Raw genomic sequence first — 22,115 nt, 5'->3', positions numbered from 1 at the left:
AAGTCCTGGTCTTCGTATGCTTCGGCCATCATCTCCGGAGCACCCATGCGAGACTTATCCAAATGCGTGAACAACCCCGCCGTATCGAGCGAGGGATTTGTCAGCCTGTCGACGGCCACGCACCGCGCATCGACCATCGTCTTTCCCAGCGCGCAGGCCTACGCGGAACGAAAAAAACGCGGGCCTGACGGGTTCACCTACGGCCTGCACGGCACGCCCACCACGCGCGCGCTGGAAGCCCGGTTGACGGCATTGGAAGCAGGCGTGCGCACGGCCTTGGTGCCCTCGGGGCAGGCGGCCATTGCCGTGGTCTTGCTGACGGTGCTGCGCCCCGGCGACACTGTACTGATTCCCGACAATGCCTACCCGCCCGTGCGTGGTTTCGCCGTCAATTACCTGGAATCGCGCGGCATCGGCTATCGCCTGTACGACCCGGCGCAGGGTGCTGATATCGCATCCCTGATCGATGACAGCGTGAAGCTGGTGTGGGTGGAATCACCCGGTTCCACCACCATGGAAATCCAGGACATCCCCGCCATCGTGGCAGTGGCCCATGCACGCGGTGCGCTGGTGGGTTGCGACAACACCTGGGCCACGCCGCTGTTGTTCAAACCGCTGACCCACGGCGTCGACTTTTCGATCGAGGCCATCACCAAGTACATCGGTGGTCACTCCGATGTGTTCATGGGGTCCATCGCGGTCAGCACCGTCGAGATGCATCGTCGCCTGAAGGACACCATGCGCATGCTGGGCATGGGTGTGTCGCCGGACGATTGTTTCCTGGTCTTGCGTGGCATGGAAACCCTTGGCGTGCGGCTGCAGCATCAAGGCCGCGTGGCACTGGAGATGGCGCAGTCGCTGGTGGGCCATGCAGCCGCCGAGCGCGTGTTGCACCCTGCCCTGCCTTCGTGCCCCGGCCATGCGCTGTGGAAGCGTGACTTCCTGGGGGCCAGCGGCGTGTTCACGGTGCAGTTGCGCAGCGGTTTCGAGGCCGGTCTGTCGGATGCATTGACGGCCATGAAGATGTTCTCGATTGGCGCGTCCTGGGGCGGTACGCACAGCCTGATCGCGCCGATGGAAATCTCGGGCGACCGTCAGCTAAGCACCTGGAACGCATCCACGATTTTGCTGCGCATCAGCATCGGCCTGGAAGACCCGGAAGACTTACGTGAAGACGTGCAGACGCTGTTTGCACGTCTGGAAGCCACGCGCAGCATCGACTGATCTCAGACACTCAATTCACACCAACCACACCGCTGAACACCACATAACGGGGCAGCGAGGAGACACACATGTTCGACCTGAAAAAACTCTGCGCACTGATTCTGCTCGGCGCGGCCTGGGCCGCACCGGCGCATGCCAACGACCCCGTCGTTACCAGCAACACGCTTGAACAAGTGCGTGCTCGCGGCCACGTGTTGTGCGGGGCCAGCCAAGGCACGGTGGGCTTCAGTTCGCCGGATGCACAAGGCAACTGGAAAGGCCTGGACGTGGACACCTGCCGCGCGATTGCTGTGGCCATTTTCGGTGACAAGGAGAAGGCCCGCTTCGTGCCGCTGAACGGCCAGCAGCGCCTGACCGCACTGCAGACCGGCCAGATCGACGTACTGCCGCGCACGACTTCGTGGACCCTGCGTCGCGATGCCAACGGCCTGAACTTCACCACGCCGAACTACTACGAATACGACGCCTTCCTGGTGCGCAAGGACCTGGGCATCAAGAGCACCGCCGAGATGAACGGCGCATCCGTCTGCGTGCAGACCGGATCGACCAATGAAGTGACAGTCGCCGACCTGTCGAGAAAGCTGAAGCTGAACCTGAAGCCCGTGCTGTTCGACAACAACCCTGCCTCGCGCCAGGCGTTCTTCTCGGGCCGTTGCGACGCGATCATGACCGACGCATCGGCCTTGGCATCGGTGCGCGCCAGCCAGGCGCAGAACCCGGACGACTACATTATCTTCCCGGCCAGCGGCAACAGCGAGGCCCTGACGCCTGCGGTGCGCCACGGTGACGACCGCTGGTTCGACATCGTGAAGTGGTCCTTCCAGGTGCTGATCGCAGCCGAAGACATGGGCATCACGCAGGCCAATGTCGACAGCATGCTGAAGTCCGACGACCCGCGCATTGCGCGCTTCCTGGGGACGGAGCCGGGCAACGGCAAGGCGCTGGGGCTGGATGAGAAGTGGGCCTACAACATCGTCAAGCAACTGGGCAATTACGCCGAGGTGTTCGACCGCAACGTCGGCATGGGCAGCGCGCTGAAGCTGGAACGTGGCAGCAATCGCCTGTATCGCAATGGCGGGCTGATGTTCCCCTTCGTTTTCAACTAAGCCGTTTGCGCAGCCGGGAAGTCTTATGTTCAGCACGATCTGGTTCGATCGCAGGCTGCGAAGCTGGTGCCTGCAAGCCCTGTTGATTGCAGCAGTGGTGGGCGGCCTGGGCTGGCTGGCCTGGAACGCACAGGCCAATCTGGCCAGGCGCGGCATCACCAGCGGCTTCGGGTTTCTGGAACAGGCAGCGCGCTTCCCGATCTCGGAAAGCCTGCTGTCTTATGACACCAGCAACAGCTTTGGCCGTGCCTTTGTGGTCGGCATCACCAACACCTTGTTTGTGTCGGCGCTGGTGATCCTGTTTTCGACTGTGCTGGGCCTGGGCCTGGCGATCGCACGCCGCAGCAAGCATCCGCTGGTGTCGGGCAGTGCCACCGTCTACCTGGAAGTCATCCGCAACACGCCCTTGGTGGTGCAGTTGCTGTTCTGGTACGCGATGCTGACCGTGGCGCTGCCACCTGCCCGCCAGGCGCTGTCGCCACTGCCCGGCGTGTTCCTGTCGGTGCGCGGGCTGTACTTCCCGAAGCTTGCCCTGAGCGGTGATGTGCTGTGGTTCTGGGTAGCAGTGGCGGTGTCTGTGCTGCTGGTGCTGGCGGCCGTGATGATGCGGCCGATTCTGCGGCTGCGACATGGCACCCGCTTTCCGCTGGTGCGCGCTGCGCTGGTATCAGCAGCAGTGCTGATCGGCACAGCCGCATGGCTGGGCGGTGTGGGTGCAAGCCTGGACCTGCCCGTGCTGCGCGGGTTGAACTTTGTCGGTGGATCGACCTACACCCCGGAATTCACCGCCTTGCTGGTCGGCCTGGTGTTCTATTCCACCGCGTTTTCCGGCGAGATCATTCGGGGCGGCATCGACGCCGTGCCGGGTGGACAATGGGAAGCCGGCCAGTCGCTGGGCATCCGTCGTTGGCACACCTTGCGGCTGATCGTGTTTCCGCAAGCGCTGCGCATCATCTTGCCGCCGATGACCAGCCAGTACCTGTCGATCATCAAGAACTCCACCCTGGCACTGGCCGTGGGTTACCCAGACCTGTCCTTCGTCGTAGCCACCACCATCAATCAGACCGGCCAGGCCATCGAAGGCATTCTGATTCTGATGGGTGTGTTCCTGACGATCAGCCTGACCGTATCCGTGCTGATGAACCTCTACAACCGCCGCCTGGCGCTGGTGCAACGATGACCCACGCTTACCTTGCCACCCAGCCCGCGCAGGCGCTGCCACCGCCAGCCCAGACCATCACGCTGTGGCATCGATTGTTCGGTGACGCCATCACCGCGATCGCCACGGTTGCCACCCTGGCGCTGCTGGCCGTCGCACTCGGCAAGACCATCAACTGGGGCATGCTGAACGCTGTATGGCCCGATGGTGACGCGGCTGCCTGTCGTGCAGCCAGTGGCGCGTGCTGGGCCTTCCTGTCGGAAAAACTGCGACAGATCATGTTCGGCATCTATCCGCCCAACGAGCAATGGCGTCCGGCATTGACAAGCGTGATTCTGCTGGTGTTGGGCGCGGCCAGCCTGCCGCCCGTGTGCTGGGGCAAACGTCTGCTGGTGGCGTGGGCTGTCGGCATCGTCACTGTGCTGTTGTTGATGCGCGGTGGCGTGTTTGGTCTGGCCGAAGTTCCCACCGCTGCCTGGGGCGGCCTGCCCGTGACCTTGCTGCTGGCGGTGTTCGCGCTGGGTGCAGGTTTCCCGCTGGGCATTCTGCTGGCGCTGGGCCGTCGTGCCGAAATGCCAGTGCCGCGCCTATTGTCGATTGGTGTGATCGAGATCATTCGCGGATTGCCGCTGGTCAGCCTGCTGTTCGTCGCATCGATTCTGTTGCCGCTGATGCTGCCCGATGGCATGTCCATCGACGGCCTGCTGCGGGCGGGTGCTGCACTCACCGTGTTTTCGGCCGCGTACCTGGCGGAAGTGGTGCGGGGCGGCCTGCAATCGCTGCCACGCGGCCAGGGCGAGGCGTCGCGCGCACTGGGTTTGTCGTGGTGGATGATGACCCGTTTGGTGGTGCTGCCGCAGGCCCTGCGCAGCGTGCTGGCACCGCTGACCAACACCGCCATCGTGATGATCAAGAACACCAGCCTGGTGCTGATCGTGGGCCTGTTCGACCTGCTGAGTTCCGGGCGCGCGGCGCTGAGCGACCCCAGCTGGCCAACACCCTACGTTGAAACCTACTGCTTCATCGCCGCCATCTACTTCGTCATCTGCTTCAGCTTGTCGCGTTATTCGATGTGGCTGGAAGCACGCTACAGCCGGCATCGCACGCACTGATATGGACACCACCATGAATCCACAAGATCAAACCCTGGCCGTCCGCATTGCGGGCATGCACAAGTGGTACGGCCAGTACCACGCGCTGCGCGACATCAACCTGAGCGTGCGCGCCGGCGAACGTGTGGTGATCTGCGGGCCGTCAGGCTCGGGCAAGTCCACCATGATCCGCTGCATCAACCGCCTGGAAGAACATCAGGAAGGCACCATTGAAATGAACGGCACACCGCTGGATGACGACCTGCGCCGCATTGACGAGATCCGCAGCGAAGTGGGCATGGTGTTCCAGCACTTCAACTTGTTCCCGCATCTGACGGTGCTGGAAAACTGCATCCTGGCACCGATGTGGGTGAAGAAACAATCACGCCGCGATGCCACCGCTACCGCCATGCATTACCTGGAACGCGTGCGCATTCCCGAACAGGCGGGCAAGTATCCGGGGCAGTTGTCGGGCGGGCAACAGCAGCGCGTGGCGATTGCGCGGTCTTTGTGCATGAACCCGAAAGTGATGTTGTTCGACGAACCTACGTCTGCGCTTGACCCGGAAATGGTCAAGGAAGTGCTGGACACCATGGCCAGCCTGGCCGACGACGGCATGACCATGTTGTGCGTCACGCATGAAATGGGCTTTGCCCGCCGCGTGGCCGACCGCGTGGTGTTCATGGACCAGGGCAGCATCGTGGAAATCAATACCCCCGATGCGTTCTTTGCCGCCCCGCAGCACGAGCGCAGCCGCGCGTTTCTGGCGCAGTTGCTGCAGTGAAAAAGCGAGCAACGCACAGCTCGGGCAGCGGGCGTTGGCAGTAACCAGATAAGCACTGATTCGGTTGTGATCAAGGTGGGGATATCGGCAGGCAAGCCCAAAGCAGTGGACGTAGCGCCCGGGGTTTGTTGGAATAGCCCTTTCCCTGCCCTTCCCAAGTTGCCGATGCCCGCCAAGTCCGCCCCGCCCCTGCTCGTTCCTCCCGTGGTCGAGGACATCCAGGGCAACCGGATTCTGCATTTCTCTGCCCCCGAGATGCAAAGCCGGATGAACCTGCTGCAACCCGATGCGCTGGACCTGGAATACACCAGGATGATGATGGCTTTCCTGATGTTCAACGCCACGCCGGAACGCATTGCGATGATCGGGCTGGGTGGCGGATCGCTGCCGAAGTTCTGCTACCGCTATCTGCCGAAAGCGCAGATCGAGGTGGTGGAAATCAACCCCGGTGTGATCGCCTTGCGCGACGAATTCAAGGTGCCGAAGGACGACGCGCGGTTTGCGATTCTGGAAGCCGACGGCGCGCAGTTTGTCACCGAACGCCAGGACCATGCAGACGTGTTGCTGGTCGATGGCTTCGATCGCAAAGGCGTGCCCGCGCAACTGAGCTCACAGGACTTCTACGATGCCTGCTACGACTACCTGCGCGAGGGCGGCATCATGGTGGTGAACCTGCATTTGAGCGATCCACAGCAAGGCGAATTCGTGAACCGCATTCGTGAAAGTTTCGGCAGCAGCGTGTTCGAAGTGCTGGACGATGACCTGACCAACAGCATCGTGTTTGCCTGCAAGGGTGACCGCTTCGACAGCCTGGGCGATGGGGCCACGCGCCGGCCCGATACCTTGTCGAAAGATGCGTGGCGGCAGTTGATGCCGACCTTCCGCGTGGTGGCGGCGACGATGACGCTGCGCTGAAGCGCGTTACGGCAGTGATACGTGTCCGCATCACTGCCGTACTGTGGTCTGCCACCTTCAGATGCCAAGTGGCAGGTATCAGATCTTAGGCATCACCCCTCAGGCATTACCCCTCAAGCATCATCCCCCTTGAACTTCCTCAGCCCCCGGAACATCAGCGGGGCGACCAGCGCAATCACGGCAATGCCCAACAGCACGGCAGAGCCTGGATGCTTGAAGAACACCCATGAATCACCCAGGCTGATCTGCAAGGCGCGGCGAAACTGGCTTTCCGCCATCGGGCCGAGAATCAGCCCGACGATCATCGGAGCGACCGGATAGTCCCAGCAGCGCATCAGGTACCCGCAGATGCCGAAGACCACCAGCATCAGCAATTCCACCGGTGACGGGTTGGCAGCCAGGGTGCCCATCGCGGCAAACACCAGAATGCCGGCATACAACCAGGGCTGCGGAATCTTCAGCAGCTTGACCCACAGGCCCACCAGCGGCAGATTCAAGACCAGCAGCATCAGGTTGCCGACGAAGAAGCTGGCGATCAATCCCCACACCAGGTCGGCGTTGGTGACGAACAGCAGCGGCCCGGGCACCAGCCCGTACTGCTGGAAGCCTGCCAGCATCATCGCAGCGGTGGCCGAGGTAGGCAGGCCAAGCGCCAGCAGCGGCACCAGCGTGCCGGTGGCGGCTGCATTGTTGGCGGCTTCGGGACCGGCAACACCTTCAATCGCACCTTGCCCGAATTCCTCGGGTTTGACTGCCAGCTTGCGTTCCAGGGTGTAGGACAGCAAGGTGGGAATCTCGGCCCCGCCCGCTGGCAAGGCACCAATCGGAAAGCCCATGCCGATGCCGCGCAGCCAGGGCTTCCACGAGCGCTTCCAATCTTCAAGCGTCATCCACAACGACCCGCGCACGGCTTCGATGGATTCCTTGCCAAGTTTGAAGCGGGAGGCCAGGTACAGGGTCTCACCCATGGCGAACAGGCCCACGGCCAGCGTGGTGATGGACACGCCATCCAGCAAAGCGGGAATGCCGAAATCCAGACGCGCTTGGCCGGTGAGTTTGTCGATGCCGACCAGGCCCAACACCAGCCCGAGTGCCAGACTAGTGATGCCGCGCAACACCGAATCACCGAAGGTGGCAGACACCGTGATGAAGGCCAGCACCATCAACGCGAAGTAGTCCCAGGGACCGAAGCGCACGGCCAGTTCGACCAGCCAGGGCGCGAGCATGGCCAACGCAATGGTCGACAGCAGGCCTGCCACGAACGACCCGATGGCGGCAGTGGCCAGAGCCGGACCGCCCCGCCCTGCACGCGCCATTTTGTGTCCTTCGATGGCCGTGGCAATCGACGCCGCCTCGCCGGGTGTGTTGAGCAAAATCGCGGTGGTCGAGCTGCCGTACATGCCGCCAAAATAGATGCCGGCGAACATGATGATCGACCCGGTCGGGTCCAGCTTGAAGGTGACCGGCAGCAGCAAGGCCACGGTCAGCGAAGGCGTAATGCCGGGCAGAATGCCGACGACAGTGCCCAGCAGCACACCCACGCCCGCGAACAGCAGATTGCCTGGCTGCAGGGCAATCAACAGCCCCTGCGCCAATAAAGAGATCGTTTCCATGAGGTGTCCGTTCGGCCTGCACGCGGCCCCTGGCGGTTAAGCCTTAGTGGGTAGGGCCTGTTGTTAAGCCCTGTGGATCAAGCTCTGTTGTTCAAGCTTGGAACAGCTGTTCGAGTGGTCCGGCAGGCAGTGACAAGGACAAGGCTTCCGTGAAGAAGGCATAGACCACCACGGCGAGAATCAGGCCGATGCCGATGGAACGCACGCCCACCGGTTTGCCGAATGCCTTGGCCGTCGCCGCAAACAGCAAGGTCGCACCGATCACAAACCCGCCGCCCACTTGCAGCACGACGATCATGCCGATCAGCCCGCCCAGCGCCCAGGCAAGCGCAGCGACGTTGCTGCGCTCGGCGGGTGGCTGTCCGTCTATCGACGCAGCAGGCTGCGCGCCGCCCGCACGCCCGGCGATCAATGCGCGGGCCACCACCACCCCGTGCGCAATCGCCAGGATCAGCAACAGCCCCGCCACCAGCCGCATGCCGGCTGCCGGCCCGACGCCTACCGCCTGTGCCGCCGGCAGGCGCGCCACATCGCGCCAGATCACGATGGCCAACACCAGCAAAATGGTGCCGACGATGGCAGGTGGACGCCATGCCGGTGCCTTCGTCGGCAGCTTGATATCGGTGCTCACTTGACCAGACCGATAGAGGTCAGTGCACCCTTCACTCGTGCCTGGTCGGACTTCAGGAAGGCCGCGAATTCGTCGGCGGGCAGATAGGCATCATCCCAGCCGCGCGCTTTGCGGATCTTTTCCCATTCGGGCGATTTCACCGCCCGTTCCACCGCCGACACCAGCGCTGCTTTTTGCCCTTCGTTCAGGCCGGGGCCGCCCATCACGCCGCGCCAGTTGGTCAATTCCACATCCAGCCCGGCTTCGCGGACCGTGGGTACGTTGACGCCCTCGATGCGCTTGGGTGTCGAGACTGCCAGCGCGCGCAGCTTGCCCGCCTTGATCTGGCTTTCGAACTCGTTGTAGCCAGACACGCCGGCGGCCACACGCCCGCCCAGCATCTCGGCCAAGGCTTCGCCACCGCCCGAGAAAGGCACGTAATTGAGCTTGGCCGCATCGCCACCGGCAGCCTTGGCAATCAGCCCGGCCAGGATGTGATCGGCACCGCCTGCAGACCCGCCTGCCCAGACCACCTTGGCCGTGTCGGCCTTCAGCGCAGCGGCCAAGTCAGCCAGGGTTTTATAGGGCGAGTTGGCCGGCACGACCACCACCAGCGGATCACCAGTCAGGCGCGCAATCGGCGTGACGGCGTCCAGGCCGACCGGTGCCTGGTTGGTCAGCACGGCCCCCACCATCGTGATGCCCATGACCAGCAACTGATTGCCATCGCCCTTGGTGTTGTTGGCGAATTGCGCCAGCCCAACCGTGCCGCCTGCGCCGGGCACATTCACCACCTGCACATTGCGGGCGATTCCGGTGGTGTTCAGCACCTGCTGCAAGGACCGAGCGGCGCTGTCCCACCCACCGCCCGGACCGGCCGGCGCGGTGATTTTCAAGGGCAGTGGCAAGGGTGCCTGTGCGACGGCAAAGGCAGACACGCTACCCATACCCAGCGCAGCGAGCGCCAATACCAGGGTGCGGCGGCGAGCAAGTTCGACCAAGCGGGGCATGGGGATCTCCTGATGACTGTGCAGCGGGATCGTCGTCCCGCATGGCTGTTTTCAAGTTGTTTTCGGGTAAGCACTGGATTGCATTTTAGTAATTAAAAATGCAAAATAAATCATGGAAAACACCAAGACTTCGCCGCCCTTGCCCATCCCGACCGACCTGCTGGCACTGGTCGGCACGCCTTATCGGGTCATTGATCTGCCTGCGCTGTGTGGTGATGCGCTGACGCGCTTCCCGGTCGTGCTGCGCTTGTTGATGGAAAACGCAGCGCGCAACATGCGTGGCGTGGAACGGGACACAGCAATCGCAGCCTTGTTCGCCTGGTTGGACACGCGCAGCAGCGAAGCAGAAATCGCATTCCAGCCCGGCCGGGTGTTGATGCACGACACCACCAGCACACCGGCGCTGGTCGACATCGCAGCCATGCGCGACGCGCTGGCCGAAGCGGGGGTCGACCCCACCGTCCTTAACCCAGGCCTGCCCGTCGATGTATCGATCGACCATTCCCTGGCGGTAGAAGCATTCGCGCGGCCCGATGCGCCTGCGCTCAACCTAGCGCACGAGATCCGTCGCAACGCCGAGCGCTACACCTTCCTGCGCTGGGCCGCGACGGAATTGCGCGGCGTGCGCATCCACCCGCCGGGCACCGGGATCATGCACACCATCAACCTGGAACAGCTGGCCACCGTCGTCACTACCCAGGTGCGAGGGGGAGAAACATGGCTGGTGCCGGACATGATGATCGGCACCGACAGCCACACCCCAATGATCAACGGGATTGGCGTGCTGGGCTGGGGCGTAGGCGGCTTGGAAGCGCAGACGGTGATGTTCGGCATGCCTACGCAGCAACGCATTCCCGACGTGATCGGCGTGTACCTGACGGGTGCGATGCAACCCGGCACGCTGGCAACCGACTTGGCTCTGACCGTTACACAGCGCTTGCGCGCCATCGGGGTCTCGGGGGAATTCGTCGAGTTCTATGGACCGGGAGTGACCACGCTGAGCGCAGGCGAACGTGCCGTGGTCGCCAACATGGCCCCCGAGTATGGGGCCACCACGGGCTTCTTCCCAGTCGATTCGCGCACGCTGGACTACCTGCACGACACCGGTCGCAGCCCTGCCCGGCTGGCCATGATCGAGGCGTATATGCGCAGAGTTGGCCTGTGGTTCGACCCGCAGGCTGAACCGGTCTATACCCGTCAACTTCACATCGACCTGAATACGGTAGGCATGCACGTGGCCGGGCCACGACGACCGCAGGATTTGATCGGGTACGCCGATGTGCCGCAGGCGCTGGCGGCCGTGGGGTTCGTGCCCACAGCCGCACTTCCAGGCGAGGATGACGTGGGCGACATCATGCCGCGTCACCCGATCGCCATCGCCGCCATCACCAGTTGCACCAATACCTCTGACCCCGGCCTGCTGATCGCGGCGGGCTTGGTCGCGCGCAAGGCACGAGCCTTTGGTTTGAAGGTGCCTGCCTGGGTCAAAACATCACTAGGCCCTGGTTCGCCAGCAGCGGCGTCCTACCTGCACCGCGCCGGGCTGGACGAGGACTTGTCGGCAGTCGGCTTCGACATCGTGGGCTACGGTTGCACCACCTGTATCGGCAACGCAGGCCCCCTGCCCGATGTCATCCGCCAAGCCATGAGCCAGGGACACATTCACCCCGTGGCGATGCTCTCGGGCAACCGGAATTTTCCAGGTCGCATCCACCCTGAACTCGACCTGGGATTCCTGATGTCGCCCCCGCTGGTGGTGGCGTATGCGCTGGCCGGTGACGCCGAACGCCAATTGCGCGACGAACCGATACAGTTCACGCCAGCGGGCCGGCCAGTCACCCTGCAAGACCTGTGGCCCAGCCGCGAGGAAGTGGCCGCAGCATTGGCACAAGCTCTGGACCCCGCCGACTTCCGTCGCGATTTCGAGATTGCCAGTCGCAATCCTCAATGGCATGCACTGACTGCCCCGGACGGCCCGCGTTTTCCGTGGAATCCGGCGTCCACCGCCCTGCGCCGCCCGCCTTTTGCAGCCGCCACGGAAGGCAGCCTGCTGGGGGTCTACACCGCCTATCCGCTGCTGGTGCTGGGTGACGACGTGACCACCGACCACATCTCGCCAGCCAGTGCCATTCCGCCCGACAGCGAGGTGGCCGACTTTCTGGTGTCGCGCGGCGAAAACCGCCATGACCTGAATGTGTTCGCGTCGCGGCGCGGCAATTGGGAAGTGATGATGCGCGCCGCCTTCTACAGCAAAAGCCTGCGCAACCTGCTGGTGCCGGACGCCCCGGTCGGCTGCACGCTGCATGCACCCACCGGCACGACGGCACCGATCTGGAAAGTGGCACAGACCTATCACGACGCCGGCGATGCCGTGGTGCTGCTGGCCGGTGAGCGCTACGGCACCGGTTCCTCGCGCGACTGGGCAGCCAAGGGCCAGCGCCTGCTGGGCATTCGCGCCGTGCTGGCCGTCAGCATCGAACGCATCCATCGGTCCAACCTGATCGGCATGGGCATCTTGCCATTGCGACTACCCGCAGGCGTCACCCCCGACACCTTGGCAATTCGCCCCGGCGATCGTATCGAGATCGATGCAGACACCACACCCCTGACCGTGCGCGGCCAGATACCCGTGCGCATCCTGCGCATCGACGAAAGTATCGAATCCTTGCTGTGCACGGCAGCGGTAGAGACACAGCTTGAGCTTGAGCTGCTGCGTGCGGGCGGCGTGATACCGTCCATCCTCCAGCAGACCATTGCCCGTAACGCACAGGTCTTGCCCGCCAGTCCCTGATCACCTTGTGCTTCTGTCATGTCCGACCACTCCATCGACCTTCAGATACTTGAACTGATCCGTGCCGAACCACTGCCCGCCGACAGTCACCTGCCGGCGCAAATGCTGGCAGACCGGCTGCGGGTATCGCGCTCGCCAGTGAACGAGGCGCTGGCCACCTTGCAAGCAAAGGGCGTGTTGCGGCGTGAGCCCAACCGGGGATATTTCGTGAATGCGTTGAGCGCCGATCAGCTTGCGCAGCTGGCGGGGCAACTGCGTGACAGCGATCAGGATGTGGTCAGCCAGGCGTACTTCCGCATTGCCGACGACCGCTTGCGCGACGCACTGCCAGAGACTTTTTCCGAAGCGTTGATCAAGACCCGATATGGTCTGACGTCCACACAGCTCAATGCCGTACTGGCGCGGGTGGCCAGCGAAGGCTGGGCAGAAAAAAAGCCGGGTTACGGCTGGACGTTTTCGTCAATGCTGACCACCGCCGACAGCTTGTTGCAGTCGTACCGGCTGCGCCTTGCGCTGGAACCTGCCGCCTTGCTTGAACCCGGTTATCGGCTTGATCCGCAGGTGCTGGCGCGCTGCCGCGCTGCGGAACAACATTTGCTGAACGGCGGCATCGACACCGACAGCCCTGACCAACTACACGAGCGCGGCGTGCGTTTTCACGAATCCCTGGTGGCAGGGTCTGGCAATCCGTTCTTCATCGACACCGTTCGTCGCGTCAACCGTGTGCGACGACTGCTTTCCTACCGTTCAATGCAGGATCGCAAGCGATACACCGAGCACTGCAAGCAGCACCTGCATCTGCTGGACTTGCTGGAGCAGGAACGCAACGAAGATGCCGCCGAGGCGATGCGGCATCATCTGTCCAGCACCCTGCGCAATCTGAGCAACATCCGCGACATCCTCAAACCCTGACGGAGCATCATCCATCGTGAGCATCACCAACGACCGACTCGACCAAGCCATGCTGGCCGCTTTCGCGCCGACCGGAGTGCTGCGTGCATCCATCAACCTGGGCAACCCGATTCTTGCCCACACCGACCCGGCATCCGGTGCGCCCTGCGGCATCTCGGTGGACCTGGCCCGCAACCTGGCCAAGCACCTGGGCGTAGGGCTGGACCTGGTGGTGTTTCCCACGGCCGGAAAGTCTGTCGAGGCGGTGGCGGCGGATGAAGCTGACATCGGCTTTTTTGCCATTGATCCGCTGCGTGGCGAGAAGATTGCGTTCACGGAAGCCTACGTGCTGATCGAAGGCTGGTACCTGGTGCGCGACGCATCACCCTTGCAGCACCCTGACGAAGCCGATCAGGCCGGACACCGGATTGCGGTCGGCAAAGGCAGTGCCTACGACCTGTTCCTGTCGCGCGCGATCAAGTATGCGGAGCTGGTCCGCGCACCGACGTCGCCAGCCGTGGTGGACACCTTCATTGCTCAGGACCTGGACATTGCTGCGGGCGTGCGGCAACAGCTGGAAGCAGATGCCGCACGGGTAGGTGGCATGCGTTTGCTGCCTGGGCGTTTCATGGTGATTCAACAAGCCATGGGCGTGCCGAAGTCGCGCGGCGAGGCTGCCGCGCAAATGCTGCGTGACTATGTGGAAGAGATGAAGGCCAATGGCTTTGTTGCCGAGGCCTTGCAACGGCACGGTGTTGAAGGTGCGTTGGTGGCACCGTTGAAAACGGCGTAGTTACTGACATGCACGCAGCTGCAAGGTCATGCGCCCACACGATCTTGCAAGCATTCACCGACAAATTACTATTTCGCGTCCACCGGTTGCAGCAGCAACACTGCATTGTCATACCACGTCAACGCGAGCCTGCCCGCTTCGGGGTAGGCGAGCACGGCACCGGTGGTCGGTCCCCAGTCCTTTTCCTGGCACGCCACGGTGTAGGCCGGTGCAGCACGCAGCGCGGGCGACATTTCCGCGGGCGGCGTGTCACCCAGTGCATTGTCCAGGCTGCTGCCCAGCGCCTGCACCGATGGCGTCTCGCAGGATTCACCGCGCGCACTGCCCTTGGCGGCCCAGCTGATGCGCGTAGGCGTAATCGACAGGCGGCGTCCCATGTAGGTGGGGTCGTTGGTGACCAGCGCCTGAACCGGACCACCGGCCACCAGCACGCCCACCACCTGCCAATTGCCGACGATCTGTTCGATGGCGAACGGCGACGCAGGCGTGGGAATGGCCTGGCTCCATGCCGGGGCCATGCTTGCCATGACCAGCGTCGTTGCAGCAACCATCTGCGGGAATACGTTTTTCAATTCGATGCTCCTGAACTTGCGCTCTTGGACGTGCCGTCCTGGACCGGCCACCGCGCGTCGCGAAACAGCGTGTACAACCACTGCGCAAACACCCGCACCCGCAAGGACAGTTGACGATTCTGCGGGTACATCACCGTCACCGGCATGGCTGGCGGTGGAAAGTCGGGCAACACGATCTTCAGCTGGCCGGCAGCCAATTCGCTGGCGATCCGATACGTCGGCACCTGCGCCAGACCAAGCCCCGCCACGACCGAGCCGGCATACAGATCCGCACCGGAAACCGACACCATACCGGGCAGGTGGATAGCGATAACCTGGCTGTCTGGCCGGGCTTTCTCCTGATCTTTTGCCTGACTTTTCTGATGACCATCTGACTGCCCGGCAGTCAAAAATTCCAGCGGCATTGCACGGCCGCTGGCACTCGATACATAGTTGACCGCGTAATGCCCGGCCAGTTCGTCCAAGGTGGTCGGTTCGCCATGTTTCTGCAGGTAAGCGGGGCTGGCAACCGTGACTTGCTCCATCATTGCCACACGTCTGCCAACCATGGATGAGTCCGGCAGATTGCCCACGCGCAGCACGCAATCCACGCCTTCGCGCACCAAGTCGATCAGTCGGTCGTCTTCGCCGATGTGCAGCTCGATTGCCGGATACATGGCCAGGAATGCCGGCAAGGCCGGGACCACAATATGCTTGGCCAGCGTGCCTTGCAGGTTCACACGCAGCAAGCCTTGTGGGGCGGCATTGTTGAAGGAACCCTCGGCTTCTTCCAAGTCTGCAATCAGCCGTTCGCAGCGCCGCAAATGGGCTTCGCCATCCTGAGTCAGCCGCACGGTTCGGGTGGTGCGCTCAAGCAGCCGTGTGCCCAGACGCGTTTCCATGCGTTTCATCAGGTTGGTGACGGTAGCGCGTGGAATCTGCAAGTCGTCAGCGGCCTGAGAAAAACTCAAGCGTTCGGCGATGCGGATGAAAACCTGCATTTCCTGAAACCGATCCATGACTGAGCGCCTGCACATTGTTGTAGTGAATCGAATGGTATTGGCAATTTACCGATAATTATCTTTGCATTCGAATGATCCATGATGCTGTGCATCGGAAGTCGTCGCGGATATATTTCCCGGACACTTCATTGCCGGTGGCGCTTCCGCGCTGAACCACCTATTTGACTCAAGGAATTTCATGACTCAGACACAAGCCACCCCTGCACAATCCACACGTGTTGCCATCGTCACCGGCGCGTCTCGGGGGATTGGCGCATCGGTTGCCCAACGCCTGGCACAAGATGGCTTTGCCGTTGCCATCAATTACGCGTCCAGCGCAGCGGAAGCCAATGCCCTGGTTGACGAGCTGAAAGCGCAAGGCCTGTCCGCCATTGCAGTGAAGGCGGACGTGGCCAAGCCCGACGAGGTGCGTGCCTTGTTCGAGACCACCGAGGCTCAACTGGGTCGTGTCGATGTGCTGGTGAACAATGCCGGCGTGCTGAAGACCACGCCGCTGGCCGACACCAGCGATGCGCTGTACGACCAGACTTTCGACATCAATGTGCGCGGCACTTTCAACACGCTGCGCGAAGCGGCCAAGCGCCTGAACGACGGTGGCCGCATCGTGAATTTCTCCAGCAGCGCGCTGGCGATGAATCTGCCCGGTTACGCGATCTACAACGCCACCAAGGCAGCGGTGGAATCGTTCACCCATGTGTTCGCAAAAGAGTTGCGCGGTCGCCAGATCACCGTGAATGCGGTCGCCCCCGGCCCGGTTGCGACCGAGCTGTTCACGAACGGCAAGACGGCGGAACAGATCGCGAATTTTGCAAAGATGCCGCCGCTGGAACGGCTGGGTCAGCCCGAGGACATTGCGGGCGTGGTGTCCTTCCTGGTCGGTCCGGACGCCGGCTGGGTCAATGGGCAGATCCTGCGTGCCAATGGTGGATTGGCCTGATCGCAGAAAAGCTTGAAGGAAGATCGGCAGTCCGCTGAACCCGCATCGCGAGTTTTACGCGGTGCAGGTTCAAGACAGATACCGATTCAAGACAAATACGCCGCCGTCATCCTGCCAACAAAAAAGCACAGGAAGGCAGCGGCGGTCAGTGCGGCCACGAATGAGAACAGCCATTGCTGTTTCATGCGCAGCCGCAGCGTTTCTGCCGGGTCGAGCTGGCCGCGTTCAAGCCCGTCGGTTTCGCGGTCCAGAACAAAGAAAAGCAGTAGCAACATCAGCCCGGCCGGCACAAATATCACCAGGTTTGCCAAGCTGCCAAAGGACGCGCTGCCAGCACTGAAACGCGCAATCATGCGGATCAGCCAACGCTGGTTGTCCAGCGGACCGAACACGCTCATCAGCAGCGCGATCCCGTAGATATACAGGCCGACATACAGCACCTTCTGCTGCCAGCTTTTGCGGGTCTTGGGCAGCGGTTCTGCTGCCAGCATGGCCGCCGCAATCGTCTCGTTCGGGTCATTGGGCAGGCCCGCCAGACGGCGTTGCTCTTGCTGCCAATGGCGACGCAACATGGCCCAGTGAAAGAATGGCAAGCCGATGAAACTCAGCAGCGACACCAGCAGATAGTTGAAGACCACATCGGCGGCCACGGGATGCGCCGTGTCCTGGTTCATGAGCACCGTCAGCCCGATCCACGCCATCAGAATGACAAAGACCAGCACCATGCTGCCGAGCACAACCCCGATGAATCGCCAGGGATGCTTTCTGGGGTCGAGGACGTTGTGTTTCACGGGTGTCTGCGCGGCATCCCCGTGTGTCGGCCCCATGTCACGCGCCTTTGAGCAAGGACGTCAGCGTGCCGATGTCGTCTGCGCAGGCCTGATAGGCATCGCGTTCAATGGCGCGGTACAGGCGAATGATCTCGGCACCGACCGGCGTCAGCAAGCTGCCACCGCCGCGCTGGCCACCTTGCTCGGAAGACGTGGCGGGTGAGTTCAGTGCCTTATTCAATTCTTCGATGAGCAACCAGGCGCGTCGGTAGGACATGCCCAGGCTGCGCGCTGCCGCCGAGATCGATCCGTGCACCTGAATGGCTTCCAGCAACGCGATCTTGCCAGGGCCGACCGCAATGCTCTCGCCCTGCCGAATGCGCAGGCGAAAACGCACCTCGGGGATCAAGCCAGGCTCTTTTTCCATTGCGTGTTGCGTTGCCTTATCCACTTCGTTTTCCAGCACCCATCTGAAGCGCGGTGACCTGACCGAAGAATTGATTACGTGCGCGGGTTCGCATGGCAAGATTTCCGATAGAGTCGGCGCACTCGCAAGAGCACGCTCGGGGCACGCCAAGGGCATGACAGGGGCACGACAGCTAGGCAATGTAGACCGCCAGCGCATGGCGAGACAAGTCAGGTCAACAGCGACACGGCCTTGATCTGAGCCCACAAGGCCTGACCCGGCACCACGGCCAGGCGGTCACTGGAATAGCGGGTAATACGCGCCAGCAACAAGGTGCCGCCAGCGTTTAGCCGCACGATGACATGGTCTGGATTCTCGGCGGGCGCAACTTCCAGCACCGTCACCGGCAAGCGATTCAAAATGCTGCCGCCCTCTTGGTCACTGGTCGTCAAGCTGACGTCTCTTGCCTTCACGGCAAGTCGTACGCGTTGGCCAGTCGCAATCCGCGCATGTACCAGGCGCATGGTGCTGTTGCTCTCAGGCAGATGCACCGTCAGCAATCCGTACGCGGTATCAAAATCGCCAGCCGTTCCCTCGACCACGACGGATGCATCGTCTGTGCGCGCAGCCGGCAAGTCCAACCGCGACAAGGTGTCTGCAATGGGACCACTGGCGATCACCTTGCCCCCATCCAGCACCACCAGATGATCGGCCAGCCGCGCCATTTCTTCAGGCGAGTGGCTGACGTAGATCACCGGGATATCCAGCTCGTCGTGCAGACGTTCCAGGTAAGGCAGTATCTCTCGCTTGCGCTTCAGGTCGAGTGCAGCCAGCGGTTCATCCATCAGCAGCAGACGCGGGCTGGTCAGCAGCGCACGGGCAATCCCCACACGTTGACGCTCGCCGCCCGACAGGCCCGCAGGCATGCGTTCCAGCAAGTGGTCAATGCCCAGCAAGGCAGTGGCTTGTTCAAGCTGCACCTGATGCTGGCTGGTAGGCACACGCTTCTGGCCGAATTGCAGATTGCGCAGCACGTTCAGATGCGGGAACAGACTGGGTTCCTGGAACACATAACCCAAGGGCCGTTTGTGCGTGGGCAGCGAGATGCCGGCGTCTGAGTCCAGCCACACTTCGCCGTTGACCCGCAGATAACCGGAATCAGGTTTCTCCAGACCAGCCACGCAACGCAGGCAGGTGGTCTTGCCAGAGCCGGAATGACCGAACAGACCGCTTACGCCACGCCCTGGTAAATCCAGGTTCACATCGAGCGAAAAGCCCGCATGGCGCACCAGAAAGCGCGCTTCGATGCGAGTGTTGCTGTCGACATTGCGGTTGGCATTGCTGTCGGCGTTGTGGTGGGTGTCTTTATGGATCACGTCTTGAGTGTGGTCGTGCATGTCGTGGAGCATGTCGTCGTGCACGCGGATCAAAGCGCGGGCGCAACGGCGCGGCGGCTGGAATACAGCCCCAGCAGAATCAGGAACGAGAACACCACCATGCCACCGGCCAGCCAGTGCGCCTGCGCGTACTCAAGGGCCTCGACGTGATCGAAAATCTGCACCGACACCACCCGTGTCTTGTCGGGGATGTTGCCACCGATCATCAACACCACGCCGAACTCGCCCACCGTGTGCGCAAATCCCAGAATGCCGGCCGTCACAAAGCCCGGCCGCGCCAGCGGCAGCACAACAGACACGAAGGTATCCCACGGGCTGGCACGCAGCGTGGCAGCTGCCTCCAGCGGCCGCTTGCCGATGGCCTCGAACGCGTTCTGCAAAGGCTGCACGACAAAGGGCAATGAATAGAATACCGAGCCGACCACCAAGCCTGCAAAGGTGAAAGGCAAGGTGCCCAGGCCGATGCTTTTGGTGAACTGACCGACAAACCCATTTGGTCCCATCGTGACCAGCAAGTAGAAGCCAATCACGGTGGGCGGCAACACCAATGGCAACGCGACAATCGCCCCGATCGGCCCTTTCAGGCGCGAGCGTGTGTGCGACAGCCACCACGCGATGGGCGTGCCGACCAGCAGCAGAATCAGGGTAGTCAGTGACGCAAGCTGCAAGGTCAGCCAGATGGCGGCAAAGTCGGCGCTACTCAGGGGCATGGGGGTAACAGGTCAGGAAGTAGCGGCAGCAAGGAGCCGTCAGATCAACGGCAAACGCTTGCTGCGGGCAGGCATTTGAGCAGCAGGCCGTAGCCGGACGCTCAGACCAGGGGCAAAAAGGCCGCAGCAGATTGCGGCCATGCGGGATCGGATGGTGCCCGCATTATGCCCCTTGCATCAAAGCTCGTAGCCGTAAGACTTGATGACCACCGCAGCCTTCGGGCCTTTCAGATAGTCGACGAATTGCTTGGCCACCGGGTTGTCCTTGCCTTTTTCCAGAATGACGGCGTCTTGCTTGATGGGTTCATGCAATTCGCTGGGCACGATCCAGGCCGAGCCGCTGGAGATCTTGCCGTCTTTGTAGATCTGCGACAGCGCGACAAAACCCAATTCGGCGTTGCCGCTGGAAATGAACTGGTGCGCCTGCGAAATATTCTGGCCCTCGACGATCTTCGGCGTGATCGCTTGCGTCAGATTCAACTTGGCCAGCACTTGCGTGGCAGCCAGGCCATAAGGAGCGGTCTTGGGGTTGGCAATGGACAGGTGAGAAAAATCGTTTTTCTTCAGCACCTCGCCCTTGTCGTCCACGTAGCCTGCCTTGGCCGACCACAGCGCCAGCTTGCCAGTGGCATAGGTGAAGCGGCTACCCGGAACGATGGCCTTCTCTGCTTCCAGCTTGGCGGGGGTGGTGTCGTCGGCGGCCAGGAACACTTCAAACGGCGCGCCGTTCTTGATCTGCGCATAGAACTGGCCGGTGGCCCCGAACGATGCCACGACCTTGTTGCCCGTGTCCTTCTCGAATTCAACTGCGATGGCCTGCACCGGTGCCGTGAAATTGGCGGCAACGGCAACGTGCACCTCGGCGGCCATGGCGGGCGAAGCAATGGCGGCAAGCACGGACAACGCAAACGGAATCACACGGGTTTTCATGAGAAGGACCTGAGAAAAGAAAAGAGAAGCTGCGGCCAACGGTGGGCCGAGGCTTTGAAATCAAAAGCGTTATGTTCCGAAATATATAACGAACGCTGGCGGCGTGCGACACGCCGTCCCTATCCACCTTGATGTGGATCAGCGATGAATCGCGTAACGGCACCGCATTGCCGTCTGGATTCCGATCTGGCTCACCGCCTGGGTATCGTCTGAATTAGCCGTGTCGGATCAACCCGGGCGTGTCACATCCCGCCTTGTCACGACTCCGTACAAGCCCAGACAAAAACCGGCGATTGACCCGGCCATAATGACCTCTCACGCTTTTCGAGTCGCCACGCCCATGCATCGTCTTCGTGCCCTGTTGCTGACCACCGCGCTCGCCTCGCCCGCCCTGGCCCTGGCGCAAGACATCGACCCCTACTACGCCGAGTACAAAGACTGGACGCTGACCTGCGACAACCTGGGGCGCTGCGAAGCCAGTGCCTTGGTCGATGGCAGCAAAGCCGCGTTGCGGCTGGTACGTGAAGCCGGGCCGTCCACGCCCACACTGATCAAGCTCAGCAGCGCCGGGGAACTACGGGTGGAAGACTTCCGGGTCGACGGTCAGGAAACGCCGCTTTCCGAGGCCATCGACTGGGGTCACCCCACCAGTCGCAAGGGTGGCAGCCAGTTTGTGCTCGACGGCCAATACGGGCAGTACGTGGTGGACGCGCTGCGTAACGCCAGCCAGTTGTCGCTTGGCCCACGCGCGGGCGACGCCACGATTTCGCTCGCCGGTATGACCGCCGCGCTGCTGTCGATGGACGCCCAGCAACGTCGGCTCGACACCGAGGGTGCCTTGATCCGCAAGGGACCGCTGCCAGAAGCCCGTGCCACGGCACCGCGAACCATGCCGCGCGTGCCCACCTGGCCGCTTTCCACCAAACCCGTGGAAGCGGGATTATTGAGTGCCACCCAAGCCGCGCGCGGGGAATGGGTGAACGGTGCCTGTGCAGGCAAGCGCCCGACCGACCCGCGTGACCGCGCCCATCCGCTGACCGACACCCACGTGCTGGTCTTGCTGGAATGCCAGCGCAGTGGTGATCGCAGCTGGTTCATGGGCTTCAAGGTGGACCGCACGCAACGTTCAGAGCCCGAGATGGCCACCACTACCACACCCCCTGGCGCGTGGTCATTGAGCGCGCCGGGTTGGGCCTCGCCCGAGCTGGACCCGACTACCGGCACGCTGCGTTTCGATGCGCCTGCCGATGCGGATCGCCGTTGCGGCTATCGGGTCACCCAGCGCTTTGACGGCAATGCGTTTTCGCTGGTCGATTACCGCGAACAGAAACGCTGCGCCGGCCTGCCGGACGACTGGCCGGTCTGGTATCGCAGCACGCCGGAGCCGATCAGCGCTGCGCAATAA

General features: G+C 62.4%; 21 protein-coding genes. 11 read left to right on the top strand and 10 right to left on the bottom strand.

Translation table 11 applies throughout. The features are described 5' to 3' along the window. The first annotated feature begins 45 nt into the window (after positions 1 to 45). The 6 genes from metC (at position 46) to FXN63_RS04455 (ending at position 6,279) form a co-directional block, all read left to right on the top strand. Positions 46 to 1,224, top strand: a complete 1,179-nt coding sequence (gene metC / locus FXN63_RS04480; RefSeq protein ID WP_148813227.1) for a cystathionine beta-lyase — start codon at positions 46 to 48, stop codon at positions 1,222 to 1,224. Positions 1,225 to 1,292: 68 nt separating this feature from the next. Continuing rightward, the gene (locus FXN63_RS04475; protein WP_148813225.1) at positions 1,293 to 2,330 is read left to right on the top strand and encodes an amino acid ABC transporter substrate-binding protein; all 1,038 of its coding nucleotides are present in this window, start codon (positions 1,293 to 1,295) and stop codon (positions 2,328 to 2,330) included. 25 nt (positions 2,331 to 2,355) lie between these two features. Then, entirely contained in the window at positions 2,356 to 3,510 is a 1,155-nt protein-coding gene (locus FXN63_RS04470; RefSeq protein ID WP_148813223.1) for an amino acid ABC transporter permease, read from the top strand. Next, positions 3,507 to 4,601 (top strand): amino acid ABC transporter permease, encoded by a 1,095-nt coding sequence (locus FXN63_RS04465; RefSeq protein WP_148813222.1) that lies wholly within the window; start codon positions 3,507 to 3,509, stop codon positions 4,599 to 4,601. Before FXN63_RS04470 ends, FXN63_RS04465 begins: the two co-directional genes overlap by 4 nt. Before the next feature lie 13 nt (positions 4,602 to 4,614). Next, a complete protein-coding gene (locus tag FXN63_RS04460; protein ID WP_222864000.1) occupies positions 4,615 to 5,364 on the top strand; it encodes an amino acid ABC transporter ATP-binding protein in 750 nt (249 codons plus the stop codon). A 165-nt stretch (positions 5,365 to 5,529) separates the two neighbouring features. Further along, positions 5,530 to 6,279, top strand: a complete 750-nt coding sequence (locus FXN63_RS04455; RefSeq protein ID WP_148813218.1) for a fused MFS/spermidine synthase — start codon at positions 5,530 to 5,532, stop codon at positions 6,277 to 6,279. Between the two features lie 113 nt (positions 6,280 to 6,392). Here the strand turns inward: FXN63_RS04455 and FXN63_RS04450 are convergent, their stop codons facing one another. From FXN63_RS04450 to FXN63_RS04440, 3 genes are all read right to left on the bottom strand, one after another. After that, complete coding sequence (locus FXN63_RS04450) at positions 6,393 to 7,892, bottom strand: tripartite tricarboxylate transporter permease (protein WP_148813216.1); 1,500 nt, start codon at positions 7,890 to 7,892, stop codon at positions 6,393 to 6,395. Positions 7,893 to 7,983: 91 nt separating this feature from the next. Continuing rightward, positions 7,984 to 8,523 (bottom strand): tripartite tricarboxylate transporter TctB family protein, encoded by a 540-nt coding sequence (locus FXN63_RS04445; RefSeq protein ID WP_187395099.1) that lies wholly within the window; start codon positions 8,521 to 8,523, stop codon positions 7,984 to 7,986. Further along, on the bottom strand, positions 8,520 to 9,512 hold the full coding sequence (locus tag FXN63_RS04440; RefSeq protein ID WP_148813212.1) for a Bug family tripartite tricarboxylate transporter substrate binding protein: 993 nt from the start codon (positions 9,510 to 9,512) through the stop codon (positions 8,520 to 8,522). Before FXN63_RS04440 ends, FXN63_RS04445 begins: the two co-directional genes overlap by 4 nt. A gap of 112 nt (positions 9,513 to 9,624) precedes the next feature. On the opposite strand from FXN63_RS04440, the gene FXN63_RS04435 reads away from it, so the two are divergent. Genes FXN63_RS04435 through FXN63_RS04425 form a run of 3 tightly spaced genes read left to right on the top strand, consistent with a single transcriptional unit; the run spans position 9,625 to position 13,987 of the window. Next, positions 9,625 to 12,303 carry an aconitate hydratase AcnA gene (locus FXN63_RS04435; RefSeq protein ID WP_148813210.1) on the top strand — a complete coding sequence of 893 codons (2,679 nt, stop codon included), beginning with the start codon at positions 9,625 to 9,627 and terminating at the stop codon, positions 12,301 to 12,303. 18 nt (positions 12,304 to 12,321) lie between these two features. Further along, positions 12,322 to 13,215, top strand: a complete 894-nt coding sequence (locus tag FXN63_RS04430; RefSeq protein ID WP_148813208.1) for a GntR family transcriptional regulator — start codon at positions 12,322 to 12,324, stop codon at positions 13,213 to 13,215. 49 nt (positions 13,216 to 13,264) lie between these two features. Next, a complete protein-coding gene (locus FXN63_RS04425) occupies positions 13,265 to 13,987 on the top strand; it encodes an ABC transporter substrate-binding protein (protein WP_148818933.1) in 723 nt (240 codons plus the stop codon). Between the two features lie 68 nt (positions 13,988 to 14,055). On the opposite strand, the gene FXN63_RS04420 is transcribed toward FXN63_RS04425, so the two are convergent. Continuing rightward, positions 14,056 to 14,559, bottom strand: coding sequence for a hypothetical protein (locus FXN63_RS04420; protein WP_148813206.1), 504 nt, complete (start codon positions 14,557 to 14,559; stop codon positions 14,056 to 14,058). After that, complete coding sequence (locus FXN63_RS04415; protein ID WP_148813204.1) at positions 14,556 to 15,557, bottom strand: LysR family transcriptional regulator; 1,002 nt, start codon at positions 15,555 to 15,557, stop codon at positions 14,556 to 14,558. The genes FXN63_RS04420 and FXN63_RS04415 overlap by 4 nt, the downstream gene beginning before the upstream one ends. A gap of 181 nt (positions 15,558 to 15,738) precedes the next feature. On the opposite strand from FXN63_RS04415, the gene FXN63_RS04410 reads away from it, so the two are divergent. Then, the gene (locus FXN63_RS04410) at positions 15,739 to 16,497 is read left to right on the top strand and encodes an SDR family oxidoreductase (RefSeq protein WP_148813202.1); all 759 of its coding nucleotides are present in this window, start codon (positions 15,739 to 15,741) and stop codon (positions 16,495 to 16,497) included. An 86-nt stretch (positions 16,498 to 16,583) separates the two neighbouring features. Here the strand turns inward: FXN63_RS04410 and FXN63_RS04405 are convergent, their stop codons facing one another. The 5 genes from FXN63_RS04405 to modA form a co-directional block, all read right to left on the bottom strand. Continuing rightward, positions 16,584 to 17,288, bottom strand: a complete 705-nt coding sequence (locus FXN63_RS04405) for a hypothetical protein (protein ID WP_148813200.1) — start codon at positions 17,286 to 17,288, stop codon at positions 16,584 to 16,586. A 37-nt stretch (positions 17,289 to 17,325) separates the two neighbouring features. Further along, the gene (locus FXN63_RS04400) at positions 17,326 to 17,694 is read right to left on the bottom strand and encodes a winged helix-turn-helix domain-containing protein (RefSeq protein ID WP_187395098.1); all 369 of its coding nucleotides are present in this window, start codon (positions 17,692 to 17,694) and stop codon (positions 17,326 to 17,328) included. Between the two features lie 209 nt (positions 17,695 to 17,903). Continuing rightward, positions 17,904 to 19,070 carry a molybdenum ABC transporter ATP-binding protein gene (gene modC, locus FXN63_RS04395; RefSeq protein ID WP_148813198.1) on the bottom strand — a complete coding sequence of 389 codons (1,167 nt, stop codon included), beginning with the start codon at positions 19,068 to 19,070 and terminating at the stop codon, positions 17,904 to 17,906. A 29-nt stretch (positions 19,071 to 19,099) separates the two neighbouring features. Beyond that, on the bottom strand, positions 19,100 to 19,780 hold the full coding sequence (gene modB, locus FXN63_RS04390) for a molybdate ABC transporter permease subunit (protein ID WP_148813196.1): 681 nt from the start codon (positions 19,778 to 19,780) through the stop codon (positions 19,100 to 19,102). A gap of 177 nt (positions 19,781 to 19,957) precedes the next feature. Beyond that, on the bottom strand, positions 19,958 to 20,710 hold the full coding sequence (modA, locus tag FXN63_RS04385) for a molybdate ABC transporter substrate-binding protein (RefSeq protein ID WP_148813194.1): 753 nt from the start codon (positions 20,708 to 20,710) through the stop codon (positions 19,958 to 19,960). Between the two features lie 340 nt (positions 20,711 to 21,050). Here modA and FXN63_RS04380 point away from each other — a divergent pair, with 340 nt between their 5' ends. Beyond that, complete coding sequence (locus FXN63_RS04380) at positions 21,051 to 22,115, top strand: DUF1176 domain-containing protein (RefSeq protein WP_187395097.1); 1,065 nt, start codon at positions 21,051 to 21,053, stop codon at positions 22,113 to 22,115.

Origin of the sequence: Pigmentiphaga aceris (genome assembly GCF_008119665.1) — a bacterium.
GTDB classification, from domain to species: Bacteria; Pseudomonadota; Gammaproteobacteria; order Burkholderiales; family Burkholderiaceae_B; genus Pigmentiphaga; species Pigmentiphaga aceris.
The sequence above is the reverse complement of the archived record's forward strand: the minus strand, read 5'-3'. Positions and strand labels throughout refer to the sequence as shown.

Bases quoted from the DNA above. Each gene is read 5' to 3' on its own strand.
- metC (WP_148813227.1), top strand. From the start codon at position 46: ATGCGAGACTTATCCAAATGCGTGAACAACCCCGCCGTATCGAGCGAG.
- FXN63_RS04475 (WP_148813225.1), top strand. From the start codon at position 1,293: ATGTTCGACCTGAAAAAACTCTGCGCACTGATTCTGCTCGGCGCGGCC.
- FXN63_RS04470 (WP_148813223.1), top strand. From the start codon at position 2,356: ATGTTCAGCACGATCTGGTTCGATCGCAGGCTGCGAAGCTGGTGCCTG.
- FXN63_RS04465 (WP_148813222.1), top strand. From the start codon at position 3,507: ATGACCCACGCTTACCTTGCCACCCAGCCCGCGCAGGCGCTGCCACCG.
- FXN63_RS04460 (WP_222864000.1), top strand. From the start codon at position 4,615: ATGAATCCACAAGATCAAACCCTGGCCGTCCGCATTGCGGGCATGCAC.
- FXN63_RS04455 (WP_148813218.1), top strand. From the start codon at position 5,530: ATGCCCGCCAAGTCCGCCCCGCCCCTGCTCGTTCCTCCCGTGGTCGAG.
- FXN63_RS04450 (WP_148813216.1), bottom strand. From the start codon at position 7,892: ATGGAAACGATCTCTTTATTGGCGCAGGGGCTGTTGATTGCCCTGCAG.
- FXN63_RS04440 (WP_148813212.1), bottom strand. From the start codon at position 9,512: ATGCCCCGCTTGGTCGAACTTGCTCGCCGCCGCACCCTGGTATTGGCG.
- FXN63_RS04435 (WP_148813210.1), top strand. From the start codon at position 9,625: ATGGAAAACACCAAGACTTCGCCGCCCTTGCCCATCCCGACCGACCTG.
- FXN63_RS04430 (WP_148813208.1), top strand. From the start codon at position 12,322: ATGTCCGACCACTCCATCGACCTTCAGATACTTGAACTGATCCGTGCC.
- FXN63_RS04425 (WP_148818933.1), top strand. From the start codon at position 13,265: ATGCTGGCCGCTTTCGCGCCGACCGGAGTGCTGCGTGCATCCATCAAC.
- FXN63_RS04415 (WP_148813204.1), bottom strand. From the start codon at position 15,557: ATGGATCGGTTTCAGGAAATGCAGGTTTTCATCCGCATCGCCGAACGC.
- FXN63_RS04410 (WP_148813202.1), top strand. From the start codon at position 15,739: ATGACTCAGACACAAGCCACCCCTGCACAATCCACACGTGTTGCCATC.
- FXN63_RS04400 (WP_187395098.1), bottom strand. From the start codon at position 17,694: ATGGAAAAAGAGCCTGGCTTGATCCCCGAGGTGCGTTTTCGCCTGCGC.
- modC (WP_148813198.1), bottom strand. From the start codon at position 19,070: ATGCACGACCACACTCAAGACGTGATCCATAAAGACACCCACCACAAC.
- modB (WP_148813196.1), bottom strand. From the start codon at position 19,780: ATGCCCCTGAGTAGCGCCGACTTTGCCGCCATCTGGCTGACCTTGCAG.
- modA (WP_148813194.1), bottom strand. From the start codon at position 20,710: ATGAAAACCCGTGTGATTCCGTTTGCGTTGTCCGTGCTTGCCGCCATT.
- FXN63_RS04380 (WP_187395097.1), top strand. From the start codon at position 21,051: ATGCATCGTCTTCGTGCCCTGTTGCTGACCACCGCGCTCGCCTCGCCC.